Source organism: Arthrobacter sp. ok909 (assembly GCF_900104405.1).
GTDB lineage: Bacteria > Actinomycetota > Actinomycetes > Actinomycetales > Micrococcaceae > Arthrobacter > Arthrobacter humicola.
This window is the reverse complement of sequence record NZ_FNJS01000003.1, coordinates 215,552-238,015: the sequence shown is the minus strand read 5'-3', so window position 1 is coordinate 238,015 and position 22,464 is coordinate 215,552. Positions and strand designations below refer to the sequence as shown.

17 protein-coding genes are annotated in these 22,464 nt (G+C 69.1%); 5 read left to right on the top strand and 12 right to left on the bottom strand.

Annotated elements, in window-relative coordinates; all coding sequences use genetic code 11:
- The first annotated feature begins 4 nt into the window (after positions 1-4).
- The gene (locus BLR03_RS04520; protein ID WP_091250053.1) at positions 5-523 is read left to right on the top strand and encodes a methylated-DNA--[protein]-cysteine S-methyltransferase; all 519 of its coding nucleotides are present in this window, start codon (positions 5-7) and stop codon (positions 521-523) included.
- 97 nt (positions 524-620) lie between these two features.
- Here BLR03_RS04520 and BLR03_RS04515 read toward each other — a convergent pair whose 3' ends face one another.
- The 10 genes from BLR03_RS04515 to argC form a co-directional block, all read right to left on the bottom strand.
- Positions 621-1,358: a maleylpyruvate isomerase family mycothiol-dependent enzyme gene (locus BLR03_RS04515; RefSeq protein WP_091249956.1), complete on the bottom strand. Its 738-nt coding sequence runs from the start codon at positions 1,356-1,358 to the stop codon at positions 621-623.
- 56 nt (positions 1,359-1,414) lie between these two features.
- Entirely contained in the window at positions 1,415-1,936 is a 522-nt protein-coding gene (locus tag BLR03_RS04510) for a pyridoxine/pyridoxamine 5'-phosphate oxidase (RefSeq protein WP_091249954.1), read from the bottom strand.
- Between the two features lie 100 nt (positions 1,937-2,036).
- On the bottom strand, positions 2,037-3,467 hold the full coding sequence (gene argH, locus BLR03_RS04505; protein WP_254788153.1) for an argininosuccinate lyase: 1,431 nt from the start codon (positions 3,465-3,467) through the stop codon (positions 2,037-2,039).
- Positions 3,468-3,523: 56 nt separating this feature from the next.
- Complete coding sequence (locus tag BLR03_RS04500) at positions 3,524-4,729, bottom strand: argininosuccinate synthase (RefSeq protein ID WP_091249950.1); 1,206 nt, start codon at positions 4,727-4,729, stop codon at positions 3,524-3,526.
- A gap of 146 nt (positions 4,730-4,875) precedes the next feature.
- On the bottom strand, positions 4,876-5,409 hold the full coding sequence (locus BLR03_RS04495) for an arginine repressor (protein ID WP_091249947.1): 534 nt from the start codon (positions 5,407-5,409) through the stop codon (positions 4,876-4,878).
- The gene (gene argF, locus BLR03_RS04490) at positions 5,409-6,449 is read right to left on the bottom strand and encodes an ornithine carbamoyltransferase (protein ID WP_254788152.1); all 1,041 of its coding nucleotides are present in this window, start codon (positions 6,447-6,449) and stop codon (positions 5,409-5,411) included. Before argF ends, BLR03_RS04495 begins: the two co-directional genes overlap by 1 nt.
- On the bottom strand, positions 6,446-7,687 hold the full coding sequence (locus BLR03_RS04485; RefSeq protein WP_091250048.1) for an acetylornithine transaminase: 1,242 nt from the start codon (positions 7,685-7,687) through the stop codon (positions 6,446-6,448). The genes argF and BLR03_RS04485 overlap by 4 nt, the downstream gene beginning before the upstream one ends.
- A gap of 107 nt (positions 7,688-7,794) precedes the next feature.
- Entirely contained in the window at positions 7,795-8,727 is a 933-nt protein-coding gene (gene argB / locus BLR03_RS04480; protein ID WP_091249946.1) for an acetylglutamate kinase, read from the bottom strand.
- Positions 8,728-8,752: 25 nt separating this feature from the next.
- Positions 8,753-9,919 (bottom strand): bifunctional glutamate N-acetyltransferase/amino-acid acetyltransferase ArgJ, encoded by a 1,167-nt coding sequence (argJ, locus tag BLR03_RS04475; RefSeq protein WP_091249943.1) that lies wholly within the window; start codon positions 9,917-9,919, stop codon positions 8,753-8,755.
- Positions 9,916-10,947, bottom strand: a complete 1,032-nt coding sequence (gene argC / locus BLR03_RS04470; RefSeq protein WP_091250046.1) for an N-acetyl-gamma-glutamyl-phosphate reductase — start codon at positions 10,945-10,947, stop codon at positions 9,916-9,918. Before argC ends, argJ begins: the two co-directional genes overlap by 4 nt.
- A gap of 291 nt (positions 10,948-11,238) precedes the next feature.
- Here argC and BLR03_RS04465 point away from each other — a divergent pair, with 291 nt between their 5' ends.
- The 4 genes from BLR03_RS04465 (at position 11,239) to BLR03_RS04450 (ending at position 19,041) form a co-directional block, all read left to right on the top strand.
- Positions 11,239-12,330, top strand: coding sequence for a fatty acid desaturase family protein (locus tag BLR03_RS04465; RefSeq protein ID WP_091249942.1), 1,092 nt, complete (start codon positions 11,239-11,241; stop codon positions 12,328-12,330).
- A gap of 201 nt (positions 12,331-12,531) precedes the next feature.
- On the top strand, positions 12,532-13,497 hold the full coding sequence (locus BLR03_RS04460) for a quinone oxidoreductase family protein (RefSeq protein WP_091249939.1): 966 nt from the start codon (positions 12,532-12,534) through the stop codon (positions 13,495-13,497).
- Positions 13,498-13,620: 123 nt separating this feature from the next.
- Positions 13,621-17,544 carry a Pls/PosA family non-ribosomal peptide synthetase gene (locus tag BLR03_RS04455; protein ID WP_091249938.1) on the top strand — a complete coding sequence of 1,308 codons (3,924 nt, stop codon included), beginning with the start codon at positions 13,621-13,623 and terminating at the stop codon, positions 17,542-17,544.
- A gap of 189 nt (positions 17,545-17,733) precedes the next feature.
- The gene (locus BLR03_RS04450; protein WP_091249935.1) at positions 17,734-19,041 is read left to right on the top strand and encodes a M1 family metallopeptidase; all 1,308 of its coding nucleotides are present in this window, start codon (positions 17,734-17,736) and stop codon (positions 19,039-19,041) included.
- A 63-nt stretch (positions 19,042-19,104) separates the two neighbouring features.
- Here BLR03_RS04450 and BLR03_RS04445 read toward each other — a convergent pair whose 3' ends face one another.
- Positions 19,105-19,800 carry a 4'-phosphopantetheinyl transferase family protein gene (locus BLR03_RS04445; RefSeq protein ID WP_254788151.1) on the bottom strand — a complete coding sequence of 232 codons (696 nt, stop codon included), beginning with the start codon at positions 19,798-19,800 and terminating at the stop codon, positions 19,105-19,107.
- A 120-nt stretch (positions 19,801-19,920) separates the two neighbouring features.
- Positions 19,921-22,464, bottom strand: a complete 2,544-nt coding sequence (gene pheT / locus BLR03_RS04440) for a phenylalanine--tRNA ligase subunit beta (RefSeq protein WP_091249931.1) — start codon at positions 22,462-22,464, stop codon at positions 19,921-19,923.

Genomic DNA, 22,464 nt, shown 5'->3' with positions numbered 1-22,464 from the left:
AACCATGAAAGCCCAGTTGTTGACCATGTCCACCCCGGACGGTCCTTTCACCATCATTGCCCGCGACGGCGCCGTGCTGTCATCCGGCTGGACCGCTATTCCAGGGGAGCTGACCGGTCAGATCCACGCGGACCTGCTGCCGGCCGGATTCGAGACCGTTAGAGGCCTCGGCGCCATCTCCGAGTCGGTGGAGGCGTTCTACTCCGGCGATCCGGAACCGGCCATGGGCGTGCCGGTGCTGCAGAAATCCGGTCCCTTCCGCAGCCACGCGTGGGACGTGCTCCGCACCGTCGCGCCGGGGCACCCCGTGACCTACACGGAGTACGCGGAGCTGTCCGGCAACCCCAAGGCCGTCCGCGCAGCGGCCAGCGCCTGCGCCTTCAACGCGGCGGCCCTGTTCGTTCCCTGCCACCGGGTCATCCGGACCGACGGGACCCTGGGTGGCTTCCGCTGGGGGCTGACCGTCAAGGGCAGCCTGCTGGACCGGGAACGCGAACTGGCCCTCACGGCGTCGCGGCCGTAGGGCTGCAGCGCCCGGGAGCGCCGACTGGCGGGAGGCCCCGTGACGAAGGCCCCTTCGAAGGCGCTCTCGCGGGTGCCCTACGAAAGGCAGGCCCCGCTCAGTTGTTGACGGGCACGCCCGCGGGCCAAGGCAGCAGCTCCGGAAGGTCCACGCCGTCGGCCGCTGCCGTGGCGCGCAGGCTCCCGAGGCTGGGAGTGCGGCCGGCCAGCCAGGCGGCGATATCGGTCAGCATGCCGCTGATGACGGTGGATTTCCGTCCGCTGCCAATGGCCCGGTCGGGCAGCCCCAAGGGCTGCAGCACGAAACGCTGGCCCTCCGGGACCCGGGCGGAGAGGAAGTCGAAGAGGTGCTCGCAGAAGGGCCGGCTCCAGGTTTCCGGTCCGCGCCCGGTGCCGAGGTCCGTGGCATGGATGACGAGTTCCCGCCACAGCGCCAGGCCGCCGTCAAGGACGACTCCCCCGCGGTAGGCAATGGGCGCACGCCAGCCGGCCGCATCGAGGGAATCGAAGGCGCGCAGGGCCCGTTCCAGCGACGAGGCGAGGTCGGCACGGTGCTCGGCGAGGCTGTGGCCGGCCGCCATCTCGATGGCACGGGTGCGCCCCTCGAAGCCGCCGTCATAGAGCTCGATTTTCTCGCCGCGGGCGGCATGTTCGAGCTGGCGGGCCATCGCGTTGGCAATGCCGCAGATGTGTGCCAGCACGTGCCCGCGGGTCCAGCCCGGCAGCTCGGACGGCGCCTTGATGTCCTGTTCCGAGAGCGAAGCGGCAATACCCGTCACGGTGTCGGCGGCCCGGTGCAGTTCTTCCCGAAGCTTTTCTGGTGTGATTGCGGTCATGGCGCCCATCCTAACGGAGCCACCGGATTAGCAGCGATTAACTGAGCCGGGTCCGGTCAGCGGGTCGGGTAGCGGTGCCGGATGTGCCGGCGGTCGTGCCGTGCCTGCCAGAATTCGATTTCCCGCGGACGCACCGCATAGAGCTGCCAGTTGGGGTTCTGAGTGCCGTCCGCTCCGGGCCGGGCGTGCCAGTCCGCGGCCGAGGCCGCGGCGGACAGGGCCACGACGTCCCCTGCCACCCGCACTTGGCGGCCCTGCGGCTGCCAGAAGAAGTTCAGCGCCGCGTGCGGGTTGGCCGTGAGTTCGTCTCCTTTCCGGGATTCCCGGGAGGTGGCGAAGTGCCAGCCGTCGGCGTCGATGTCCTTCAGGATCAGCATGCGCGAGGACGGCCGGCCGTCCCCGTCGGCCGTGGCCAGGCTGAAGGCGTTGGGTTGTGGCACCCCGGCCTCCAGGGCTTCGGCGAGCCACTGCCGGAAGAGTTCGGCGGGATCTGCGGGGGCGGCGGCCGGATCAAACTCCGGGAGGACATCCGGGAAATCGGGCAGGGCACGCAGGTACTGGCGGAAGGATTCGCTCATGCACCCACCTTAAGCGCCGCGAGTTAGCACTTCACGGCAGTGTTTTCGAAAACACTGCCGTGAAGTGCCGACTCGGGGGAAGCCCGGGTGGCGAGAGTCGCTACCCCGCGTAGGCGCGGACGGCGTCGAGCTCCGCCTCAAGCGCCAGCAGCTGCCGTTCGACGGCGGCCGGTGCGGTGCCGCCTTGGGAGTTGCGGCTGTTGAGCGAGCCTTCCGTGGACAGGACCGTGCGGACCTCCGGCGTCAGGTGCTCCGAGATGGTGGCGTATTCCGCGTCCGTCAGGTCCCAGAGCTCGACGCCGCGGCTTTCGGCCTGCTTCACCGCGGCACCGGAGAGCTCGTGCGCCTCGCGGAACGGAACACCCTGCCGGACCAGCCATTCGGCAATGTCCGTGGCCAGCGCAAAGCCCTGTGGTGCCAGGGCTTCCATCCGTTCGGTGTTGAACTTCAGGGTCGCGATCATGCCGGACACGGCCGGAAGCAGCACTTCCAGGGTGTCGGCGGCGTCGAAGACCGGCTCCTTGTCTTCCTGCAGGTCGCGGTTGTACGCAAGCGGCAGGCCCTTGAGCGTCGCCAGCAGGCCCGTCAGGTTGCCGATCAGACGCCCGGCCTTACCGCGCGCGAGCTCGGCGACGTCCGGGTTCTTCTTCTGCGGCATGATCGAGGAGCCGGTGGAGTAGGAATCATGCAGGGTGACGAAGGAGAACTCCTTCGTGGCCCACAGAATCACTTCCTCCGAAACCCGGGACAAGTCCACCCCGATCATGGCCGTGATCCAGGCGAACTCAGCGAAGACATCGCGGGACGCGGTGCCGTCGATCGAGTTGTGCGTAGCGGAGAAGAAGCCCAGTTCCGCGGCGACGGCCTCCGGGTCCAGGCCTAGCGATGATCCGGCCAGGGCACCCGAGCCATAGGGCGAAACCCCGGCGCGCTTGTCCCAGTCGGCCAGCCGCTGCACATCCCGCAGCAACGCCCAGGCGTGGGCCAGCAGGTGGTGGCTCAGCAGCACCGGCTGGGCATGCTGGAGGTGGGTGCGGCCGGGCATGGCCACGCCCCGGTGGGCCTTGGCCTGGTCCACGAGAGCATCGATCGTGGCGAGCACGCCGCGCGCGATGATCCGGGCGTGATCCCGCAGGAACATCCGGCCCAGGGTGGCCACTTGGTCGTTGCGGGACCGGCCGGCGCGGAGCTTGCCGCCGAGTTGGGTCCCGGCCCGCTCGATCAGGCCGCGCTCCAGAGAACCATGCACGTCCTCATCGGACTCGGCCGGCGTGTAGGCCCCGGACGCGACGTCCTCGTCCAGCTGCGTCAGGGCGGCCAGCATGCCCTCGAGCTCGGCGTCGTCCAGCAGCCCGGCCTTGTTCAGTACGCGGGCGTGCGCCTTGGACCCGGCGATGTCGTAGCGGGCCAGCCGCCAGTCAAAGTGCGTGGACTTGCTCAGCGCCGCGAGGGCGTCTGCGGGGCCGCCGGCGAACCGGCCGCCCCACAGCGCACCCGTATTGGTAGCTTCGGACTTTGTCCCCGGGCGCACCCCAGCCTCGCTTCGCTCGACCGGGGACCCCTGCGCCCGTGGGCCCTGCTGCTGACTCACTTTCCGGCGACGCGGATGTCGCGGCCGGAGGCGACCTTGGCGGACATGCCCCACAGCTCGATGAAGCCGCGCGCCATGGACTGGTCGAAGGTGTCGCCGGTGTCGTACGTGGCGAGGTCGAAGTCGTAGAGCGAGGTCTCGGAGCGGCGGCCGTTGACGATCGCCTGGCCGCCGTGCAGGACCATGCGGATGTCGCCGGAGACGTAGCGCTGGGTGTCTTCGATGAAGGCGTCGAGGGAGCGCTTGAGCGGGGAGAACCACTGGCCGTCGTAGACCAGCTCGGCCCAGCGCTGGCCGACGGTGGCTTTGAAGCGGGCCTGCTCGCGCTCGATCGTGATGTCCTCGAGGTGCTTGTGTGCGGTGATCAGCGCCATGGCACCGGGGGCCTCGTAGATTTCGCGGGACTTGATGCCCACCAGGCGGTCCTCGACGACGTCGATCCGGCCGACGCCCTGGGCACCGGCGCGGCGGTTGAGTTCCTTGATGGCCTGCAGCGGGGTGACCTTGACGCCGTCGATCGCGACGGGCACGCCGGCCTCGAAGGAGATGGTGACTTCATCCGGGGCCGGCGGGAATTCCGGGGTGGCGGTGTAGTCGTAGATGTCCTTGGTGGGGGCGTTCCAGATGTCCTCGAGGTAGCCGGTTTCGACGGCGCGGCCCCAGACGTTCTGGTCGATCGAGTACGGGTTCTTCTTGGTGGTCTCGATCGGCAGTCCCTTTTCCTCGGCGAAGGCGATGGCCTTGTCGCGGGTCAGGGCGAGGTCGCGGACCGGGGCGATGCACTTCAGGTCCGGGCCGAGGGTCTGGATGCCGACCTCGAAGCGGACCTGGTCGTTGCCCTTGCCGGTGCAGCCGTGGGCCACGGTGGTGGCACCGAATTCGCGGGCGGCCTTGACCAGGTGCTTGACGATCACCGGGCGGGAAATGGCGGAGACCAGCGGGTAGTGGCCCTGGTAGAGGGCGTTGGCCTTCAGCGTGGGGACGCAGTACTCGTTGGCGAACTCGTCGCTGGCGTCGGCCACGTAGGCCTCGACGGCGCCGCAGCCCAGCGCGCGCTGGCGGATGGTTTCCAGGGATTCGCCGCCCTGTCCGACGTCGACGGCCACGGCGATGACCTCGGCGCCGGTGGCTTCACCGATCCAGCCGATGGCTACGGAAGTATCCAGGCCGCCGGAGTAGGCCAGAACAATACGCTCAGTCACTTGAAATGCTCCTTATGTTGTTTGGTTGATGCAGTTGTCTGGGAAGAATGTGGAAGAACTGTCGGGGAAAACTAGTGCGGAAATCGTGTCTATTAAGAAGCCTGTCACAGGCCCACCGCAGACCCAATCCTGCGTTGGCCGCGGCGCTATTGGCTGCCGGCTTCCTCGGCGAACTGCAGGAAGCGGGCGGCGACGTCGGCACCGCCCAGGGGGTCCCGGGTGACGAGGAGGACGGTGTCGTCCCCCGCGATGGTGCCCAGGATCGAGGGCATCACGGAGTGGTCGATCGCGAGGGCCAGGAAGTTCGCGGCGCCCGGCGGGGTCCTGAGCACCACGAGGTTGGCCGAGGCCTCGGCGGTGACGAGCAGTTCCCCGCACAGTCGGCTCAGCCGGGCGTCGAGGATTTCCTGGGTGACACCGCTTTTGGCGGCTCGTTCGCCGCCCTCCCCCGGGACGGCGTAGACCAGCACGCCGTCCTTGCCGCGGACCCGGACCGCGCCGAGTTCCACGAGGTCGCGGGAGAGCGTGGCCTGGGTGACCTGGACGCCGTCGTCCGCGAGCAGCGCCGCGAGCTCGGCCTGCGACCGGACCGATTCGCCCGTGAGGATCGCCGTGATCCGGGCCTGCCGGGCCGTTTTAGTGGCCGGGCTGGCCCCCGGAGAGGCTGGCTGGACGGACATCAGGCCGGGCCCACCGGCGCCAGCCCGTCCACTGGCGCCGGCCCATCGACCGGCGCGAGCCCGTCAACAACCGCCAGGCCTGAGCGGTGCATGAGCCAGGCCATGAGTGCCTTCTGGGCGTGGAGGCGGTTTTCGGCCTCGTCCCAGACCACCGACTGCGGGCCGTCAATGACGTCCGCGGCGATCTCGTAGCCCCGGTAGGCCGGCAGGCAGTGGAGCACGACGGCGTCCGGCGCCGCGAGCTTCATGGCGTCGGCGTCCACGGAATAGTTGCGGAACAGCTTCATCCGCGCTTCCTTTTCCGTCTCCTGGCCCATGGACACCCATGTGTCGGTAGCGACGACGTCGGCGCCGAGGAGGGCCTCGGCGGGGTCGATCGTCACGAGCACCGAGCCGCCGGTCTCCTCGGCGCGGTCCTCGGCGGCGGCGATGATCTCCGGGGAGGGCAGGTACCCGTCCGGGCCGGCGACGCGGACGTTCATGCCCGCCGTGACGCCGGCCAGCAGGTAGGAGTTGGCCATGTTGTTGGCGGAGTCGCCCAGGTACGCCATGGTCAGGCCGTTGAGTTCGCCCTTGTGTTCCTTGATGGTCAGGAGGTCGGCGAGCAGCTGGCACGGGTGGTAGTCATCGCACAGGGCGTTGATGACCGGAACGCGCGAGTTTTCGGCCATGGCGACGAGGCCGGCGTGCGCGCCGGTCCGCCACACGATGGTGGAGACCATGCGTTCGAGCACCTTGGCGGTGTCCTCGACCGATTCCTTGTGGCCGATCTGTGCCTCGCCCGGGTTGATGATGAGCGGGTTGCCGCCCATGTCCGCGATGCCGGTGGCGAAGGAGACCCTGGTCCGGGTGGAGGTCTTGTCGAAGATGACAGCCACGGTCTTGCGGCCGCTGGCCGCCGCGGCGAAGGGCTGGACGCTGTACGGCGCGGCCTTCATCCGGGCGGCGAGCTCGAGGACCTCGGCCTGTTCGGCCGGGCTGAGGTCCGTGTCCTTGAGGAAGTGGCGGACGGGTCTTGTCGAAATTTCAGTTGCGGTCACTGGGCGTCCTTTGCGGTCTGGAGGAGGGCGGGCAGCGCCGCGAGGAAGCGGTCGGCCTGATCGGTGGTCAGGATCAGCGGCGGTGCCAGCCGGATGGTGCGCGGGCCCGGGCTGTTGACGATGAACCCGGCGTCGAGCCCGGCGGCAACGACGCCGGGGGCGACGTCGGCGTCGAGGTCGAAGCCGATCAGCAGCCCCTCGCCGCGGACCTCGGTCACGCCGTCGATCCCGGCCAGGCCCGCGCGCAGGTGCTCCCCCACGGCCCTGACGTGGGCCAGGACGTCCTGGCTTTCGAGGACGTGCAGGGTGGCGAGTGCGGCCGCGGTGGCCACCGGGTTGCCGCCGAACGTGGTCCCGTGCTGGCCGGCGGTCAGCAGCGCGGAGTTTTCCGGGCCGAAGGTCACCAGGGCGCCGATAGGGAAGCCGCCGCCCAGTCCCTTGGCGAGGGTCACGGCGTCGGGCACGATCCCGGCGTCCTCGCTGGCCAGCCACTTGCCGGTGCGGCCGATTCCGGTCTGGACCTCGTCGAGGATCAGCAGTGCGCCCGCGGCGCTCGTGGCCTCGCGGGCCGCCTTGAGGTAGCCGGCGGGCAGCGGCCGGACGCCGGCCTCGCCCTGGATCGGTTCGAGGAAGACCGCGGCGGTGGTGTTGTCCACCGCGGCGCGAAGGGCCCCGATGTCACCGAACGGAACGTGCACGACGCCGCCGGGCAGCGGCGCGAACGGCGCCCGGTATGCCTCCTTGGCGGTCAGCGCGAGGGCGCCCATGGTGCGGCCGTGGAAGGCGCCCTCAAGCGCGATGATCTTGGTGCGCGGCTGCGCTGCGCTCTCCGCTGCTGCGGCATGGCCGGCGCCGGTGTTCCGGCGCGCCAGCTTGAAGGCCGCCTCGACGGCCTCGGTGCCGGAGTTGGCGAAGAACACCTTGGAGCCGGCCGGCGCCTTGGACAGTTCCAGCAGCTTTTCGGCCAGGGCGATCTGGGTGGGGCTCGTGAAGAAGTTGGAGACGTGGCCCAGGGTGGCGAGCTGGCTGGAGATCACCGAGGTGACGAACGGGTGGGCGTGGCCCAGGGCGTTCACCGCGATTCCGCCGAGCAGGTCGAGGTACTCCTTGCCGTCGGCGTCCCACACGAGGCAGCCGGCGCCGCGGACCAGGACCCGTTGCGGGGTGCCGAAGACGCCCAGCAGGGAGGAGGAGTAGCGGGAGAGCCACTCAGCCCCGCTACTGCTCTTCCCAGTCATAACGGAAGCTGTCGGGGCCGAGCCGGCGATGGGGGCCCGGGTGTGGTCGGGCACCGCGAAGCGGGCGGGGGCCCCATCGCCGGTCGGACTCATGCCAACAGTTTCGTTCATGCGTTCACTTCCTCGTCGGGGACGACCTGGGTGCCGATGCCGGCGGTCGTGAAGGTTTCCAGCAGCATCGAGTGCGGCAGCCGGCCGTCAACGATGTGGGCGCGCTCGACGCCGTCGTCAATCGCTTTCAGGCAGGCCGCCATCTTCGGGATCATGCCGGACTCAAGGCGCGGCAGCAGTTCGCGCAGCTCCGAAGCCGTCAGCGACGAGATGAGCGAGGACCGGTCCGGCCAGTTGGCGTAGAGGCCTTCGACATCGGTCAGGATGACCAGCTTGGATGCACCCAGCGCCGACGCGACCGCGGCCGCCGCCGTGTCCGCGTTGACATTTAGCACCTGCCCGGTGGTGGACCCGTCGTCGTGGATTTCCGGGGCGACGGTGGAGATCACCGGAATCCGCCCGGCGGCCACGATGTCCAGGATGCCGTCCGGGTTGACCCCGACGACCTCGCCCACCAGGCCCAGGTCCACCTCTTCGCCGTCCACCACGGTGCCGGTGCGGACGGCGCGGAGCAGGCCGCCGTCCTCGCCGGACATGCCGACGGCGTACGGGCCGTGGGAGTTGATCAGCCCCACGAGTTCGCGTCCCACCTGGCCGGTGAGGACCATCCGGACGACGTCCATGGCCTCGGGCGTGGTGACGCGCAGGCCGCCCTTGAACTCGGATTCGATCCCGAGCCGGCTGAGCATGGTGTTGATCTGCGGGCCGCCGCCGTGCACCACCACGGGGTGGATGCCGACGTGGTGCAGGAAGACGACGTCCTCTGCGAAGGCGCGGCGGAGCTCGTCGTTGACCATGGCGTTGCCGCCGTACTTGATCACCATGGTGGTGCCGGCAAAGCGCTGGATCCAGGGCAGCGCCTCGATCAGCGTGGCTGCTTTGTCGCGGGCCTCGGACATGGGGGTGGTCTCGCGTGTCTGGGTGTTCATGCTGTTCGTCCCTTCCCGGAAGGGCCTAGCTTGAGTAGGCGCTGTTCTCGTGGACGTAGTCGTGGGTGAGGTCGTTGGTGAGGATCGTGGCCTCGGCCTCGCCGGCCTGCAGGTCGATCTCGACGAGGACCTCGCGCGGCTCCAGGTCCACGAGGTTCCGGTCGTCTCCGATGCTGCCGTTGCGGCAGATCTGGACGCCGTTCATGGACACATTGAGCTGGTCCGGTTCGAACGCCGCGTCGGTGGTGCCGACGGCGGACAGCACGCGGCCCCAGTTGGGGTCCTTGCCGAAAATCGCGGTCTTAAACAGGTTGGAGCGGGCGACGGCGCGGCTGACGGTCTCGGCGTCCCGCTCGCTCGCAGCGTTGAACGTCCGGATCGCGATATCGTGGCTGGCGCCCTCGGCGTCGCCGATCAGTTTGCGTGCCAGCTCGGCGCAGACCTCGGTCAGTCCGGCGCCGAACTCGACAGCGGACGGCACAGTACCCGAGGCACCGGAGGCCAGGAGCACCACGGTGTCGTTGGTGGACATGCAGCCGTCGGAGTCTGCCCGGTCGAAGGTGACCCGGGTGGCGTCGCGGAGGACGACGTCGAGCATTTCCGGCTGGACGTCGGCGTCCGTGGTGAGGACCACCAGCATGGTGGCGAGGCCCGGGGCCAGCATGCCGGCGCCCTTGGCCATGCCGCCGATGGTGAACTCGTTGCCTTCGGCGTCCGTGCCGGTGAAGACGGCCTGCTTGGACACCGAGTCGGTGGTCATGATCGCGGTGGCCGCCGCTGCCCCGCCGTCGGCGGCCAGGCCGGCGGTGGCGGCACCGATCCCGGCCAGGATCTTGTCCATGGGCAGCTGCTCGCCGATCAGTCCGGTGGAGCAGACCACGACGTCGGTGGCCGAGACACCCAGCGCCTCGGCGGTCTTCTCGGCCGTGGTGTGCGTGTTCTGGAAGCCCTGGGGCCCGGTGCAGGCGTTCGCTCCCCCGGAGTTGAGGATGACGGCGTCGACGCGGCCGTCCTTGACTACTTCGCGGGACCAGTGCACGGGGGCCGCGGCGACGCGGTTGGACGTGAAGACCGCCGCGGCGGCCTTTGACGGGCCGTCGTTGACCACGAGGGCCAGGTCCGGTTTGCCGGAGGTCTTGAGGCCGGCGGTGACGCCGGCGGCGCGGAATCCCTGCGGTGCGGTGATGCTCACGGTGCGACTCCCTGGAGGTTGAGGCCGGCATCTTCCGCCAGGCCGAGGGCAATATTCATGGACTGCACGGCCCCGCCGGCGGTTCCCTTGGTCAGGTTGTCGATGGCGCAGCACACGATCACGCGGCCGGTGTGCTCATCGAACGCAAGCTGCATGACCGTGTGGTTGGATCCCTGGACCGATTTGGTGGAGGGCCATTGGCCTTCGGGGAGCAGGTGCACGAACGGTTCGTCGTCGTAGGCCTCGCTCCAGGCGCGGCGCAACTCCTCGGCGGTGACGCCCGAACGCACCTTCGCCGTCGCCGTCGTGAGGATGCCGCGGCTCATCGGGGCGAGCGTGGGTGTGAAGGACACGGTGACCGGGGCGTTGAGGGCTTTGGACAGTCCCTGTTCGATCTCCGGGGTGTGCCGGTGTCCGCCGCCCACACCGTAGGGGCTCATGGAGCCCATGACCTCGGCGCCGATCAGGTTCACCTTGGCGGCCTTACCGGCCCCGGAGGTGCCGGAGGCGGAGACGATCACGACGTCGTCGCCTTCCAGGAGGTGGTTGCTGAAGCCGGGCGTGAGGGCCAGCAGGGCCGACGTCGGGTAGCAGCCCGGGACGGCGATCCGGGTGGCGCCGCGCAGGGCGTCGCGCTGGCCGGGCAGTTCGGGGAGTCCGTAGGGCCAGGTGCCGGCGTGCGCGGAGCCGTAAAACTTCTCCCAGGCGTGCGGGTCCTCGAGGCGGTGGTCAGCGCCGGCGTCGATCACCACGGTTCCGGCCGGAAGCCGGGCCGCGATCTCCGCGGACGCCCCGTGCGGAAGCGCCAGGAACACGACGTCGTGCCCGGCCAGGTTGTCCACCGTGGTGTCTTCAAGGATCCGGTCTGCCAGGCCATGGAGATGCGGCTGCAATTCCCCTAGTCTGGAACCGGCGTTGCTGTGGGCCGTGATGGCGCCGATGGTGACGTCGGGATGACCGGCAAGGATCCGCAGGACCTCGCCGCCGGCATAGCCGCTTGCCCCGGAAACGGCAACAGAAATAGTCATAAACACGACTATACAGCAATAGTATGCATAGATGCCGATATTTATGCATCGATGCGCCTATGTCCGGATGAACCCCGGAATGCGTACGGATACGGCCCCCGAGTCCGCCCCCGGGCCCGGCTCTGGAAGAGGCGTGCCGGCGTCAGGAGAGTTCCGCCGGCAAAGGATGACGGCGTGGATCGGCGGTCCGTGTAGACACCGGGGCGTATGCTGGATAAAGGGTAATACAGACCGTGCAGCTGCGAATGTCAGTTGGAGCGTTGCCCGTAACAGTTACGAGGCAAGCGCTCCATGACCCTCACCACCGCAACGACGGAGCGACCCAAATCGCGCGTCCGGCAGACCAATGCCGTCGTCCTGAGCTACTCGGAACTCCTGAAGACCGTCAAGGCCGCCGGCCTGCTCGAACGCCGCGTCGGTTTCTACATCACGGTGTTTTCCGTTCTGGCCCTCCTGATGGCCGCCACCTGGTTCGGTTTCGCCTTGATCGGTGACAGCTGGTTCCAGCTCCTCATCGCCGCGGCCCTGGGCATCCTCTGCACCCAGCTGAGCTTCCTGGCCCACGAGGCCGGACACCGGCAGATCTTCGCCTCCCGCCGCGCCAACGACTGGGCCGCACGGCTCCTTGCCACCTCGGTCGCCGGGATCAGCTACTCCTGGTGGGAGCAGAAGCACGGCGCGCACCACAACCACCCGAACGTCATTTCCAAGGACCCGGACATCGCCACCGGGGCGATCGCCTTCTTCCCGGAAGCCGCCGCCACCCGGCAGGGACGGTTCTCATTCCTCACCCGCAAACAGGGCTGGTTCTTCTTCCCGCTTCTGTTCCTTGTGGGCCTGGGCCTGCAGATCGATTCGATCAAGTTCATCTTCCAGCGCGCCAAGGTCACGCACCGCTGGGTTGAAATCCCGATCCTCGTGGTCCGCCTCAGCCTGCTGCCGGTTCTCGCCTTCACCTTCCTGCCGTGGGGCATGGCACTCGCGTTCATCGCGGTCCAGCTTGCCGTCTTCGGTTTTTACATGGGCGCCTCTTTCGCCCCGAACCACAAGGGCATGCCGGTCCTGCCGGCCGACAGCCGCGTGGACTTCTTCAGCCGCCAGGTCCTGACCTCCCGGAACATCTCGGGCGGCCGCTTCATGGACATCCTGCTCGGCGGCCTCAACCGCCAGGCCGAGCACCACCTCTTCCCGGACATGGCCCGCCCCCAGCTGGACAAGGCCGCCGTGATCGTCCGCGAGTTCTGCGCGAAGCACCAGGTTCCCTACACGGAAACCACGCTCCTGCAGTCCTACGGCATCATCGTCCGTTACCTCAACGACGTCGGCCTCTCCGCCGGACGCCACTTCGAGTGCCCGATGGCGACCGTCACCCGCCGCTACTAGCCGGGCGCAACGCCTCTGCCGCCGCCCGCGTACAGGCTCCGCCGGCGGACCGGGCGGGTGCGGGACCATCATGCGCAGGTCTGTTCATGGCCACACCACGTGACGGCTAGTTACGGACGGCCCCTTCAGGGTTGTCGCCGGTGTCCCTAGGATGGTCCATGGGACCGGGACAAAAAAATTCCCGCCCGGAAAAGGAGCCATATGATGCACGCTATCGTCGCCCGCCGGGCAGGGGGCCCCGAGGTCCTGGAACTCGACGAAACAGCCCGTCCCGTTCCCGGACCGGGCCAGCTTCTGATCAAGGTCGCAGCCGCGGGCGTGAACTTCATCGACACCTACAAGCGCAGCGGCGTCTACAAGGTCGCCTACCCCTTCACGCCCGGCTCCGAAGCCTCGGGGACCGTGGAGGAAGTCGGCGACGGCGTCACCGCATTCGCTCCCGGCGACCGGGTGGCGACGGCGGAAGGCGTCAACTGCTACGCCGGCTATGCCCTCGTCGACGGGGACAAGGCCCTCCCGGTTCCGGACGGCCTGGACGATTTCACCGCCGCGGCGCTGCCGCTGCAGGGCGTCACGGCTCACTACCTGATCAATTCCACCTTCAAGGTCGAGCCTGACCACACGGTGCTGGTCCACGCCGGCGCCGGTGGTGTCGGGCTCCTCATGATTCAGCTGCTCAAAGCCAGGGGCGCCCACGTCATCACCACCGTTTCCACGGATGCGAAAGAGCAGCTGGCCCGGGAAGCCGGGGCAGACCACGTGCTGCGCTACGACGGCTTCGCGGAGCGCGTCCGGGATCTGACCAGCGGCACCGGTGCGGACGTGGTGTACGACGGCGTCGGAAAAGACACCTTCGACGGCTCCCTGGCGTCGCTGCGCATCCGGGGCATGCTGGTCCTCTTCGGCGGAGCCTCCGGCCCGGTCCCGCCGTTCGACCCGCAGCGGCTCAATGCCGGCGGCTCGCTGTACCTCACGCGGCCCACCATGGGCCACTACCTTCGCGACGCCCGGGAACGCCGCTGGCGCTCGGACGAAGTCTTTGCCGCCGCTGCCGCGGGCAACCTCAAGGTCAGGATCGGCGCGCGCTACTCCCTCGCCGAGGCGGCACAGGCCCATGATGACCTCGAACAGCGCCGCACCACGGGCAAAGTCATCCTGGTCCCCTAAAGCCGCGCGGGCGCCTAAACCACGCGGCAACACCATCCGTTCATCTCCTGCAGGGACAATGCGCCAGTGACCGAGCAACAACTGACCCCGAGTAAAGCCCCCGACGCCGGTTCGGCACAGCGTGTGGCGGCGGACGACACCCCCGTCCACGCGCCCCAACTGCCCGGCGCGCTCTCCGCCCCCCCGGAGCGGACGCTCATTGACATCCTTCGCAATACTGCCGACCGTTTCCCTGATGCATCCGCCCTCGACGACGGCCACCGCTCGCTCAGTTACGCCCAGCTCATGCACGAAGTCCGGGCAACCGCGCGGAAACTGCACATGGCCGGACTGGGTGCCGGTGACAAAATCGGCGTCCGGATCCCGTCCGGCACCAATGAGCTCTACATCTCGATCCTGGCGGTGCTGCTCGTCGGGGCGGCGTACGTCCCGGTCGACGCCGACGACCCCGACGAGCGGGCCAAACTGGTCTTTGGGGAAGCCAGGGTTTCCGGCATTCTTCGCGCCGGCGCGAAGATCGTCACGGACAGCAAACACCCCCGGCCGTTCCCCGCGGCCAGGCAGCCGGGCCCCGACGACGACGCGTGGGTCATCTTCACCTCCGGTTCCACGGGCACTCCCAAGGGCGTTGCCGTCCAGCACCGCTCGGCCGCCGCGTTCGTGGACGCCGAGGCCCGCCTCTTCCTGCAGGATGATCCGGTGGGCCCGCAGGACCGGGTGCTGGCAGGGTTGTCCGTTGCCTTTGACGCCTCCTGCGAGGAAATGTGGCTCGCGTGGCGCAACGGCGCCTGCCTCGTCCCGGCACCCCGGGCGCTGGTCCGCACCGGGATGGACCTTGGCCCCTGGCTCATCAGCCACGGCATCACGGTGGTATCCACCGTCCCCACGCTCGCCGCGCTCTGGCCCGTCGAGTCGCTGGAAAGCGTCCGCCTGCTGATCTTCGGCGGGGAAGCCTGTCCGCCGGACCTTGCCGAGCGGCTCGCCGTCGAGGGCCGGGAGGTATGGAACACCTACGGTCCCACCGAGGCCACCGTGGTCGCGTGTGCCGCGCCGCTCGGCACGCCCGGCCCCATCCGGATCGGCCTGCCGCTGGACGGCTGGGACCTCGCCGTCGTCGACGCCGATTCACTCCCGGTCGCCGAAGGCGCGGTGGGCGAACTGATCATCGGCGGCGTCGGGCTGGCCCGGTACCTTGACCCGGTCAAGGATGCGGAAAAGTACGCCCCCATGCCGACGCTGGGCTGGGAGCGCGCCTACCGCTCGGGCGACCTCGTCAAGTACGAGGCCCAGGGGCTCATCTTCCAGGGCCGCGCCGATGAACAGGTCAAGCTCGGGGGCCGCCGGATCGAACTGGGCGAAATCGACGCCGCCCTGCAGTCGCTGCCGGATGTCGCCGGTGCCGCCGCCGCGGTGCAGACCACGGCGGCGGGCAACCAGATCCTGGTCGGCTACCTTGCCGCCGTGGCTGGCCAGGACATTGACCTCGCAGTCGCGCGCGAACTGCTGGGCGAGAACCTGCCGGCACCGCTCATCCCGCTCCTGACCCTCGTCGATTCGCTGCCCACCAAGACCAGCGGCAAAGTGGACCGCCGTGCCCTGCCCTGGCCGCTCAGCGGAACCGGAGCCGTCGAGGCCGAAGGCGCCCCGCTGAACCTGCCCGACGACGCGCAATGGATCGTGCAGCAGTGGAGCGCCGTGCTGGGGAGCCCGGTCACGAGCCTCGACGCTGACTTCTTCGCCTACGGCGGCGGCTCACTGGCAGCCGCGCAGCTCGTATCCGCCCTGCGCGTGCGCTACCCCACCATCACGGTGGCCGATATCTACGCGACCCCCAGGGTAGGTGCGCTGGTGGACACGGCCCGCCAGTCGCTGCCCGAGGGCGGGGCCGTTCCCGCACAGGAGCGGACCGTCCGGCCCACGGCGCGGAGGTCCCAGGCCTTCCAGACGTTCATGGGCGTCCCCCTGCACATCCTCGTCGGCATGCGCTGGCTGACCTACCTGATGGCCGCCAACAACCTCCTGGCGGCCTTCGCCGGATTCAGCGCCGCGCCAACAATTTCGTGGTGGTGGGTCGTCGCCTCCTGGCTCGTCTTTGTCAGCCCCGCCGGGCGGATGATGATCTCCATTGCCGCGGCCCGGATCCTGCTCCGCAACGTCGGGCCCGGAACGTACCCGCGGTCCGGGAAGGTGCACATCCGGCTCTGGCTCGCTGAGCAGATCCAGGACCTCGCCGGCGCTATCAGCCTGGCCAGCGCGCCGTGGGTCCCCTACTACGCAAAAGCCCTGGGCGCCAAGATCGGCGAGAACGTCCAACTGCACTCCCTCCCGCCCGTCACCGGGCTGCTGACCCTCGGCGCCGGGTCCAACATCGAGCCCGAAGTTGATCTGTCCGGCTGGTGGATCGACGGCGACCTCGTCCACATCGGCGCCATCAGAATTGGCCCCGGCGCAAGCGTCGGGGCGCGCAGCACACTCATGCCGGGAGCCATCGTGGGCGCAGGAGCACAGGTGGAGCCGGGCTCCGCAGTCATGGGGAAGGTCAAAGCCGGCCAGCTGGTGGCCGGGTCGCCGGCCGAGCGCCGCGGCAAGGCCCGGCACTCGTGGCCGGAAATCCCGGCCGAGCACCGGCTGATCGGCCGGCTGTGGTTTGCCGGGTTCGCCGCGGCATCCGCGGTGCTGGCCCTCATCCCCTATGCCTCCGCCGCCGCTGCGGCCTTTGTGATGTTCTCATTCATCAAGGGGCACTCCTCGTTGTCCGCAGCCCTGCCCGGACTTGTGCTCTCCATCCCCTTGGCGGCACTCGTGTGGTTCCTGACCAACCTGTTGCTGATCCTTGCCACCACACGGCTCCTCAGCATCGGCCTCGCCGAGGGCTACTACCGTGTCCGCAGCCGGATCGGATGGCAGGTGTGGGCGACCGAGCGGGTGCTGGACCTGGCCCGGGATCTACTGTTCCCGATCTACGCCAGCCTCTTCACCCCGGTCTGGCTCCGGCTTCTCGGCGCGAAGATCGGCCGCAACGTGGAAGCCTCCACGGTGCTCCTGATCCCCCGCATGACCACCGTCGGAGAAGGCGCCTTCCTGGCCGACGACACCATGGTGGCGTCCTACGAACTCGACGGCGGCTGGATGCACATTGCGCCGGCAAAGATCGGCAAGCGGTCCTTCCTGGGCAACTCGGGCATGACGGCGGCCGGCCGCAACGTGCCCAAGAACTCCCTCGTGGCGGTCCTCTCCGCGACCCCGGCCAAGGCGAAGTCCGGGACATCGTGGCTCGGCAGCCCGCCCGTGCGGCTGCGGCGCACCGCCATCGCCTCCGACGACACCCGGACCTACCAGCCGCCCCGGCGGCTGAAGGTCGCACGCACCCTGTGGGAGCTGTGCCGGTTCGTCCCGGTCATGCTCACGGTCGCGATCGCCGTCGCCGTGATGCTGGCATTTGACGCGATCGCGACCATCTTCAACTACGGCATCGCCGCCGTCCTGGGCGGGGTGGTGATCCTGCTGGCCGGCGCCACGGCCGCAGCCAGTGCGGTAGCGGCCAAATGGCTGCTGGTCGGCCGGATCCGCCCCGGTGAACACCCGCTCTGGAGCTCCTTCATTTGGCGGAACGAAGTGGTGGACACCTTCATTGAAATGGTCAGCGCCCCGTGGTTCGCACGCGCGGCCACAGGCACACCGGCGCTGGTCTGGTGGCTGCGCGCACTCGGCGCGAAAATCGGCAGGGGAACCTGGTGCGAAAGCTACTGGCTGCCCGAGGCAGACCTCGTGACCCTCGGCAGGAACTCGACCGTCAACCGCGGGTGCGTCGTCCAGACCCATCTGTTCCATGACCGCGTCATGAGCATCGACACTGTTACGCTCGATGACGGAGCCACCATGGGACCCCATGGCGTCATCCTGCCGCAGGCCAGGATCGGCACCGGCGGTACGGTGGGGCCGGCTTCCCTCGTCATGCGGGGCGAAACGGTCCCTGCCGGCACGTACTGGATGGGCAACCCGGTCAGCCCCTGGGACGGGCCCGCACCGCCCGCCAAGTCCCGGTAGGCCCGGCCCGCGTATGTCCGACAGCACCACAATCCGAAGGTCCGTCCATTGAGTACCAGTGCACCAAGCAGCGGCGCCCCTGCCACCGGCGGGGATACTGCCGGAGAAATCGGCGGGGATATTTCCAGGCACATCAGCAGGGATACACCCAGGGCACCGGCCCGGGTTGTTGGCTCCCCGGACCCCTACATGCCTGGCCACGGGACCCATGCCTACCGGGTCACCCGGTATGAACTCGAGCTGGACTACAGGGTCAGCAGCAACCGCCTGAACGGGCGTGCTGTCCTGCACGCCATGACGCAAATCCCGACGTCGGCGATCGTCCTGGACTTGACCGGGCTGCGGGCCACCAAGATCCAGCTCGACGGCCGCAAGGTGCGCCGGTTCACCCAGCGGGCCGAGCAGCTCGTCGTATACCCGGAAGTGCCGCTGCTCGCCGATGAGGCCTTCAGCCTGGACATCCGCTACGAGGGATACCCTGCGCCCCGCCGCGGCCTCTGGGGCGAAGTGGGCTGGGAAGAGCTCTCCGATGGCGTGCTGGTGGCTGGCCAGCCCAACGGCGCCGCGTCCTGGTTCCCGTGCAATGACCACCCGCGGGACAAGGCGAGCTATCGCATCACGGTGACCACCGAGGCGAACTACCGGGCGGTGTGCAACGGCGTGCTGCTGTCCCGCACCAGCAGGGCCAGCCGCGAGACCTGGGTGTACGAGCAGGCCGAACCCATGGCCACCTACCTCGCAACGGTCCAGATCGGGCGTTATGAGCTCCTGACGCTCAACGCCGAGCGGCCGTCGGGACACGTCCCCCAGTACGTGGCCGTTCCGGCGTCGCAGGCGGCGGACGCCCGGGCCGCCCTGGCCCGGCAGCCCGACATGATGCGGACCTTCACCAACTGCTTTGGGCCGTATCCGTTCCCGGAGTACACCGTGGTGGTGACCGGGGACGTGCTGGAGATCCCGCTGGAGGCACAGACGCTGTCCATCCTGGGTCCCAACCATTTGCGGCAGGACTGGGAGTCGCAGCGGATGGTCGCCCACGAGCTCGCCCACCAGTGGTTCGGGAACTCGCTCACGACGGCCACGTGGAAGGACATCTGGCTGCACGAGGGCTTTGCCTGCTATGCCGAATGGCTCTGGTCCGAAGAAGCCGGCGTGATGTCGGTGGCCGGCCGCGCCCGCGCTGCCTGGCGCAAGCTTTCCGCCCTCCCGCAGGACCTGATGGTGGGCGACCCCGGCCCGGAGCTGATGTTTGACGACCGCGTCTACAAGCGCGGAGCCTTGGCCCTCCACGCACTGCGGGTGCGCTCCGGCGACCTCGCATTCTTCGCCCTCCTGCATGACTGGACGGACCGTTTCCGCCACGGCACCGTGACGACGGCCGACTTCATCCTCACGGCGGCCCACGCGACGGGCCTCGATGCCGAGGCACTGCTGCACCCTTGGCTCTACGAAGATGCCCTCCCGCCGCTGCCGCAGCCGGCGCCGCCAACGCCCTGACGGCGGCCGGCGCCGCAGAAAGACCGGCCGTAGACACACCGGCCGCCTACAGACCGGAAGCGCCTAGGGATAGACCGCCACGGCGACGGCGGCCACGAGGTGGGCGGGCAGCCCGGCCTCTGCCGGCGGCAGGTCCCGGAGCCCGGCACGGCCGTTGACGTCCCCCTCCAGCACGTCATCCGGGGCGTCATCGAACACGTCGACGGTGTCCGGAGCCGTCCGCAGTCCCGTGCCGGTCATCTTGAGCCAGGCCTCCTTGCGCGCCCACAGCCGTGCCCGCGCGCGCAAGAGCTCGGTGCCGGCCAGGCCCGCGAGGTGGGCGCGTTCCGCCGGGGTCAGCACTACGGCGTCGAAACCTTCGAAGTCGGTCCTGGCCGGATCCTCAATGTCGATCCCCAGGCGCAGGCCCGGTTCCGGGTCAACGATTCCTGCCAGCAGCGTCCAGCCGGCCGCACGGGAAAGGCTGAGCAGCAACGGCGCCGCTGCTCCCCCGATCAGGTAGCCGGGGCGGCCGTGGGAGATCTGCGTTCCGGCGCCGCAGCGCGGACAGCTGTACCAGGCTGTGAGGGCCGACGCCGGCACACCCAGCAGCCCGGCGGCGAACCTCCGCTGCGCCAGCCGTCCGGCGAGGAAGTCCTCCCGTGTCCGCGGGGTCATGGCCCGTGCCCGGTCCAGCTCCGGTCCGTCCAGAAGGGAACGCGCGTCGCTCTCCAGGAGCGAGGCAGCTGCCGCCGTTGCCCCAGCTGATGCGGGGTCCAAGGGATCGCCGGAGCTCCCGGGCAAGCGAAAGGGCGGGCAGGCACGCACAACAAGGTGTGATGCCATGACCCGCCCTTCAGCTCGGTAGCGCCGTCGTCAGCTCAGTGCTCAGCGCCGCAGTTAGCGCTGCACAGCCCCGAAGCGTTCGTGGGCAGCGGCGACGGCACCCTCACGGGCCGCCGATGCCTCGTCCGCCGTCAGGGTGCGATCGTCGGCGCGGAAGCGCAGGCTGAACGCAAGCGACTTCTTGCCGTCCTCGATGCCCTTGCCCGCGTAGACGTCGAACAGTGCGACGTCCTCGAGCAGTTCGCCGGCGCCTTCACGCAGGGCCGTAAGCACCTCTCCGGCCGGGACGTCCTGCGGGACCACGAGGGCCACATCCTGGGTCGCCACCGGGTACGTCGAGATGTGCCGGGCCACGATCACGTCGGCGGCGGCCTCGAAGAGGGCGTCGGCGTTCAGTTCCAGCGCCACGGAGCGGGCCGGCATGTCGTAGGCTGCCAGCAGCTTCGGGTGCAGCTCCCCGGCGTAGCCAACTACCTCGCCGGTGCGCAGGGCAATCTGCGCGGCCCGGCCGGGGTGGAAGGCCTGGTGCCGGCCCTGCGTGACCACGAGGTCAACGCCGAGCACGTCGCCGGCGACGCGGGCGATATCCAGGGCGTCGGCCCAGTCCCACGCCCGCGGGGCGTGGCCCGGGGCTGCGGGCGAGTCGTGCCCCGTGAGAACCGCGGCGAGGTGCAGCGGCTGGTCCGGGACGCCGTCGTACAGGGCATCCAGCACCTCGTCGCTCGGTTTGGCGCCGAGCGGCGGAATCGAGGCGGTGCCCAGCCGCTCTCCGGGCAGGAACACGAGCCCGGCCTCGAAGAGGGCGAGGTCGCGGAAACCGCGGGAGTGGTTGCGCTTGGCCACCTCGATCAGGCCCGGCAGGATGGAGGTCCGCAGGAAGCCGTGCTCCTCGCTGATCGGGTTCGCCAGTTTGAGGGCCGCGCGCGCCGCACCCTCGGCAGGAACGCCGAAGGTGTCGTTGGCGGCCTTGGACACGAACGGGTAGGCCAGCACTTCGGTGAGTCCGGCGTCGGCGAGGGCCTGGATCAGGCGGCGGCGCTGCTGCTGGACACGGGTCAGGCCACGGCCCGGCGGCGCCACCGGCAGGGTTGCCGGGATCTTGTCGTAGCCGACCAGCCGGGCGATTTCCTCGGTGAGGTCGTCTTTGGTTTCGAGGTCGTTGCGCCAGCTCGGGGCGGTCACCGTGTGGCCTGCGGCGCTCGTTTCGACGACGGCGCCGAGGTCCTCGAGCGAGGTCACGATGTGGTCCTCGGTGAAATCGATCCCGATCCGGGCGGCGGCGTAGCCTGCCGGCAGTTCGATGATGACGACGTCCGGTGCAGTGCCGACGTCGGTCCCCGCCTCGTCGGCGGTGCCGCCGGCGAGTTCGACCAGCAGGTCCACCACTCGCTGGGCGGCGACGTCGGCAACCTGCCAGTCCACGCCGCGTTCGAAGCGCTTGGACGCCTCGGACGGGAGCTTGTGGCGGCGACGCGAGCGTGCGATCGAGACTTCGTCGAAGTGCGCGGCCTCGACCAGGACGCTGGTGGTGGAGTCCGATACCTCGGTGTGGGCACCGCCCATGACGCCGGCGATCCCGATGGGCCCGGAGGCGTCCGTGATCAGCAAGTCCTCGGCGTCGAGTGTGCGCTCCTTGTCATCCAGGGTGGTGATCTTCTCCCCTGCCGTGGCCCGCCGGACCACGATGTCGCCGGACAGCTTGTCCAGGTCATAGCAGTGGTTCGGCTGTCCGAGCTCGAGCATGACGTAATTGGAGATATCCACCGGCAGGGAGATGGACCGGATGCCGGCGAGCCGGAGGCGGGACGTCATCCACGGCGGAGTGGGCCGGGTAGCGTCCACGCCCCGGACCGTGCGGGCCACGAAGCGGTCGCAGCCGGGCTTGCCGTAGATCGGGGCGTCGTCGTTGAGCTTGACGCCGTAGCCGCCCGACAGCACCTGCGGGGCATGGACCTTGGATACCGGGTCGGTGAACTCGGTGCCGGTGGCGTGCGCGTATTCACGGGCCACCCCGCGGATGGAGAAGCAGTAGCTGCGGTCCGGGGTGACGTTGATTTCGGCGGCCTGGTCATAGAGGCCCAGGAGTTCCATGGCGTCGGTGCCCGGTTCGGGGTCGAGGCCGATCCGGGACAGGACCAGGATGCCGTCGTGGTCCTCGCCGATGCCGAGTTCCCGCACGGACGCGATCATGCCGGCGGAGAGGTGTCCGTAGGTCTTGCGTGCGGAGATGTGGAAGTCGCCCGGCAGCACGGCACCGGGGAGGGTGACAACCACCTTGTCGCCTTCGACGAAGTTGTGGGCGCCGCAGATGATGCCCTGCACACCGGAGGGGTCGATGCCCTCACCGGTCAGGGTCTGCTGCTGGCCTTCGGGGACAACCCGGACCTGGCACCAGTTGATGGTCTTGCCGTTGGTCTGGGGTTCCTTGACGATGCTGAGCACCTGGCCCACCACGATCGGACCCCGGATCGTGTCCGTGGGACGGTGGACCGCTTCTTCTTCGAGTCCGACCTTGACGAGCTCGGCCATGACGTCTTCGGCCGTTGCTTCGGCCGGTACCTGCGCGAATTCGCGCAACCAGGAAAGTGGGATACGCAC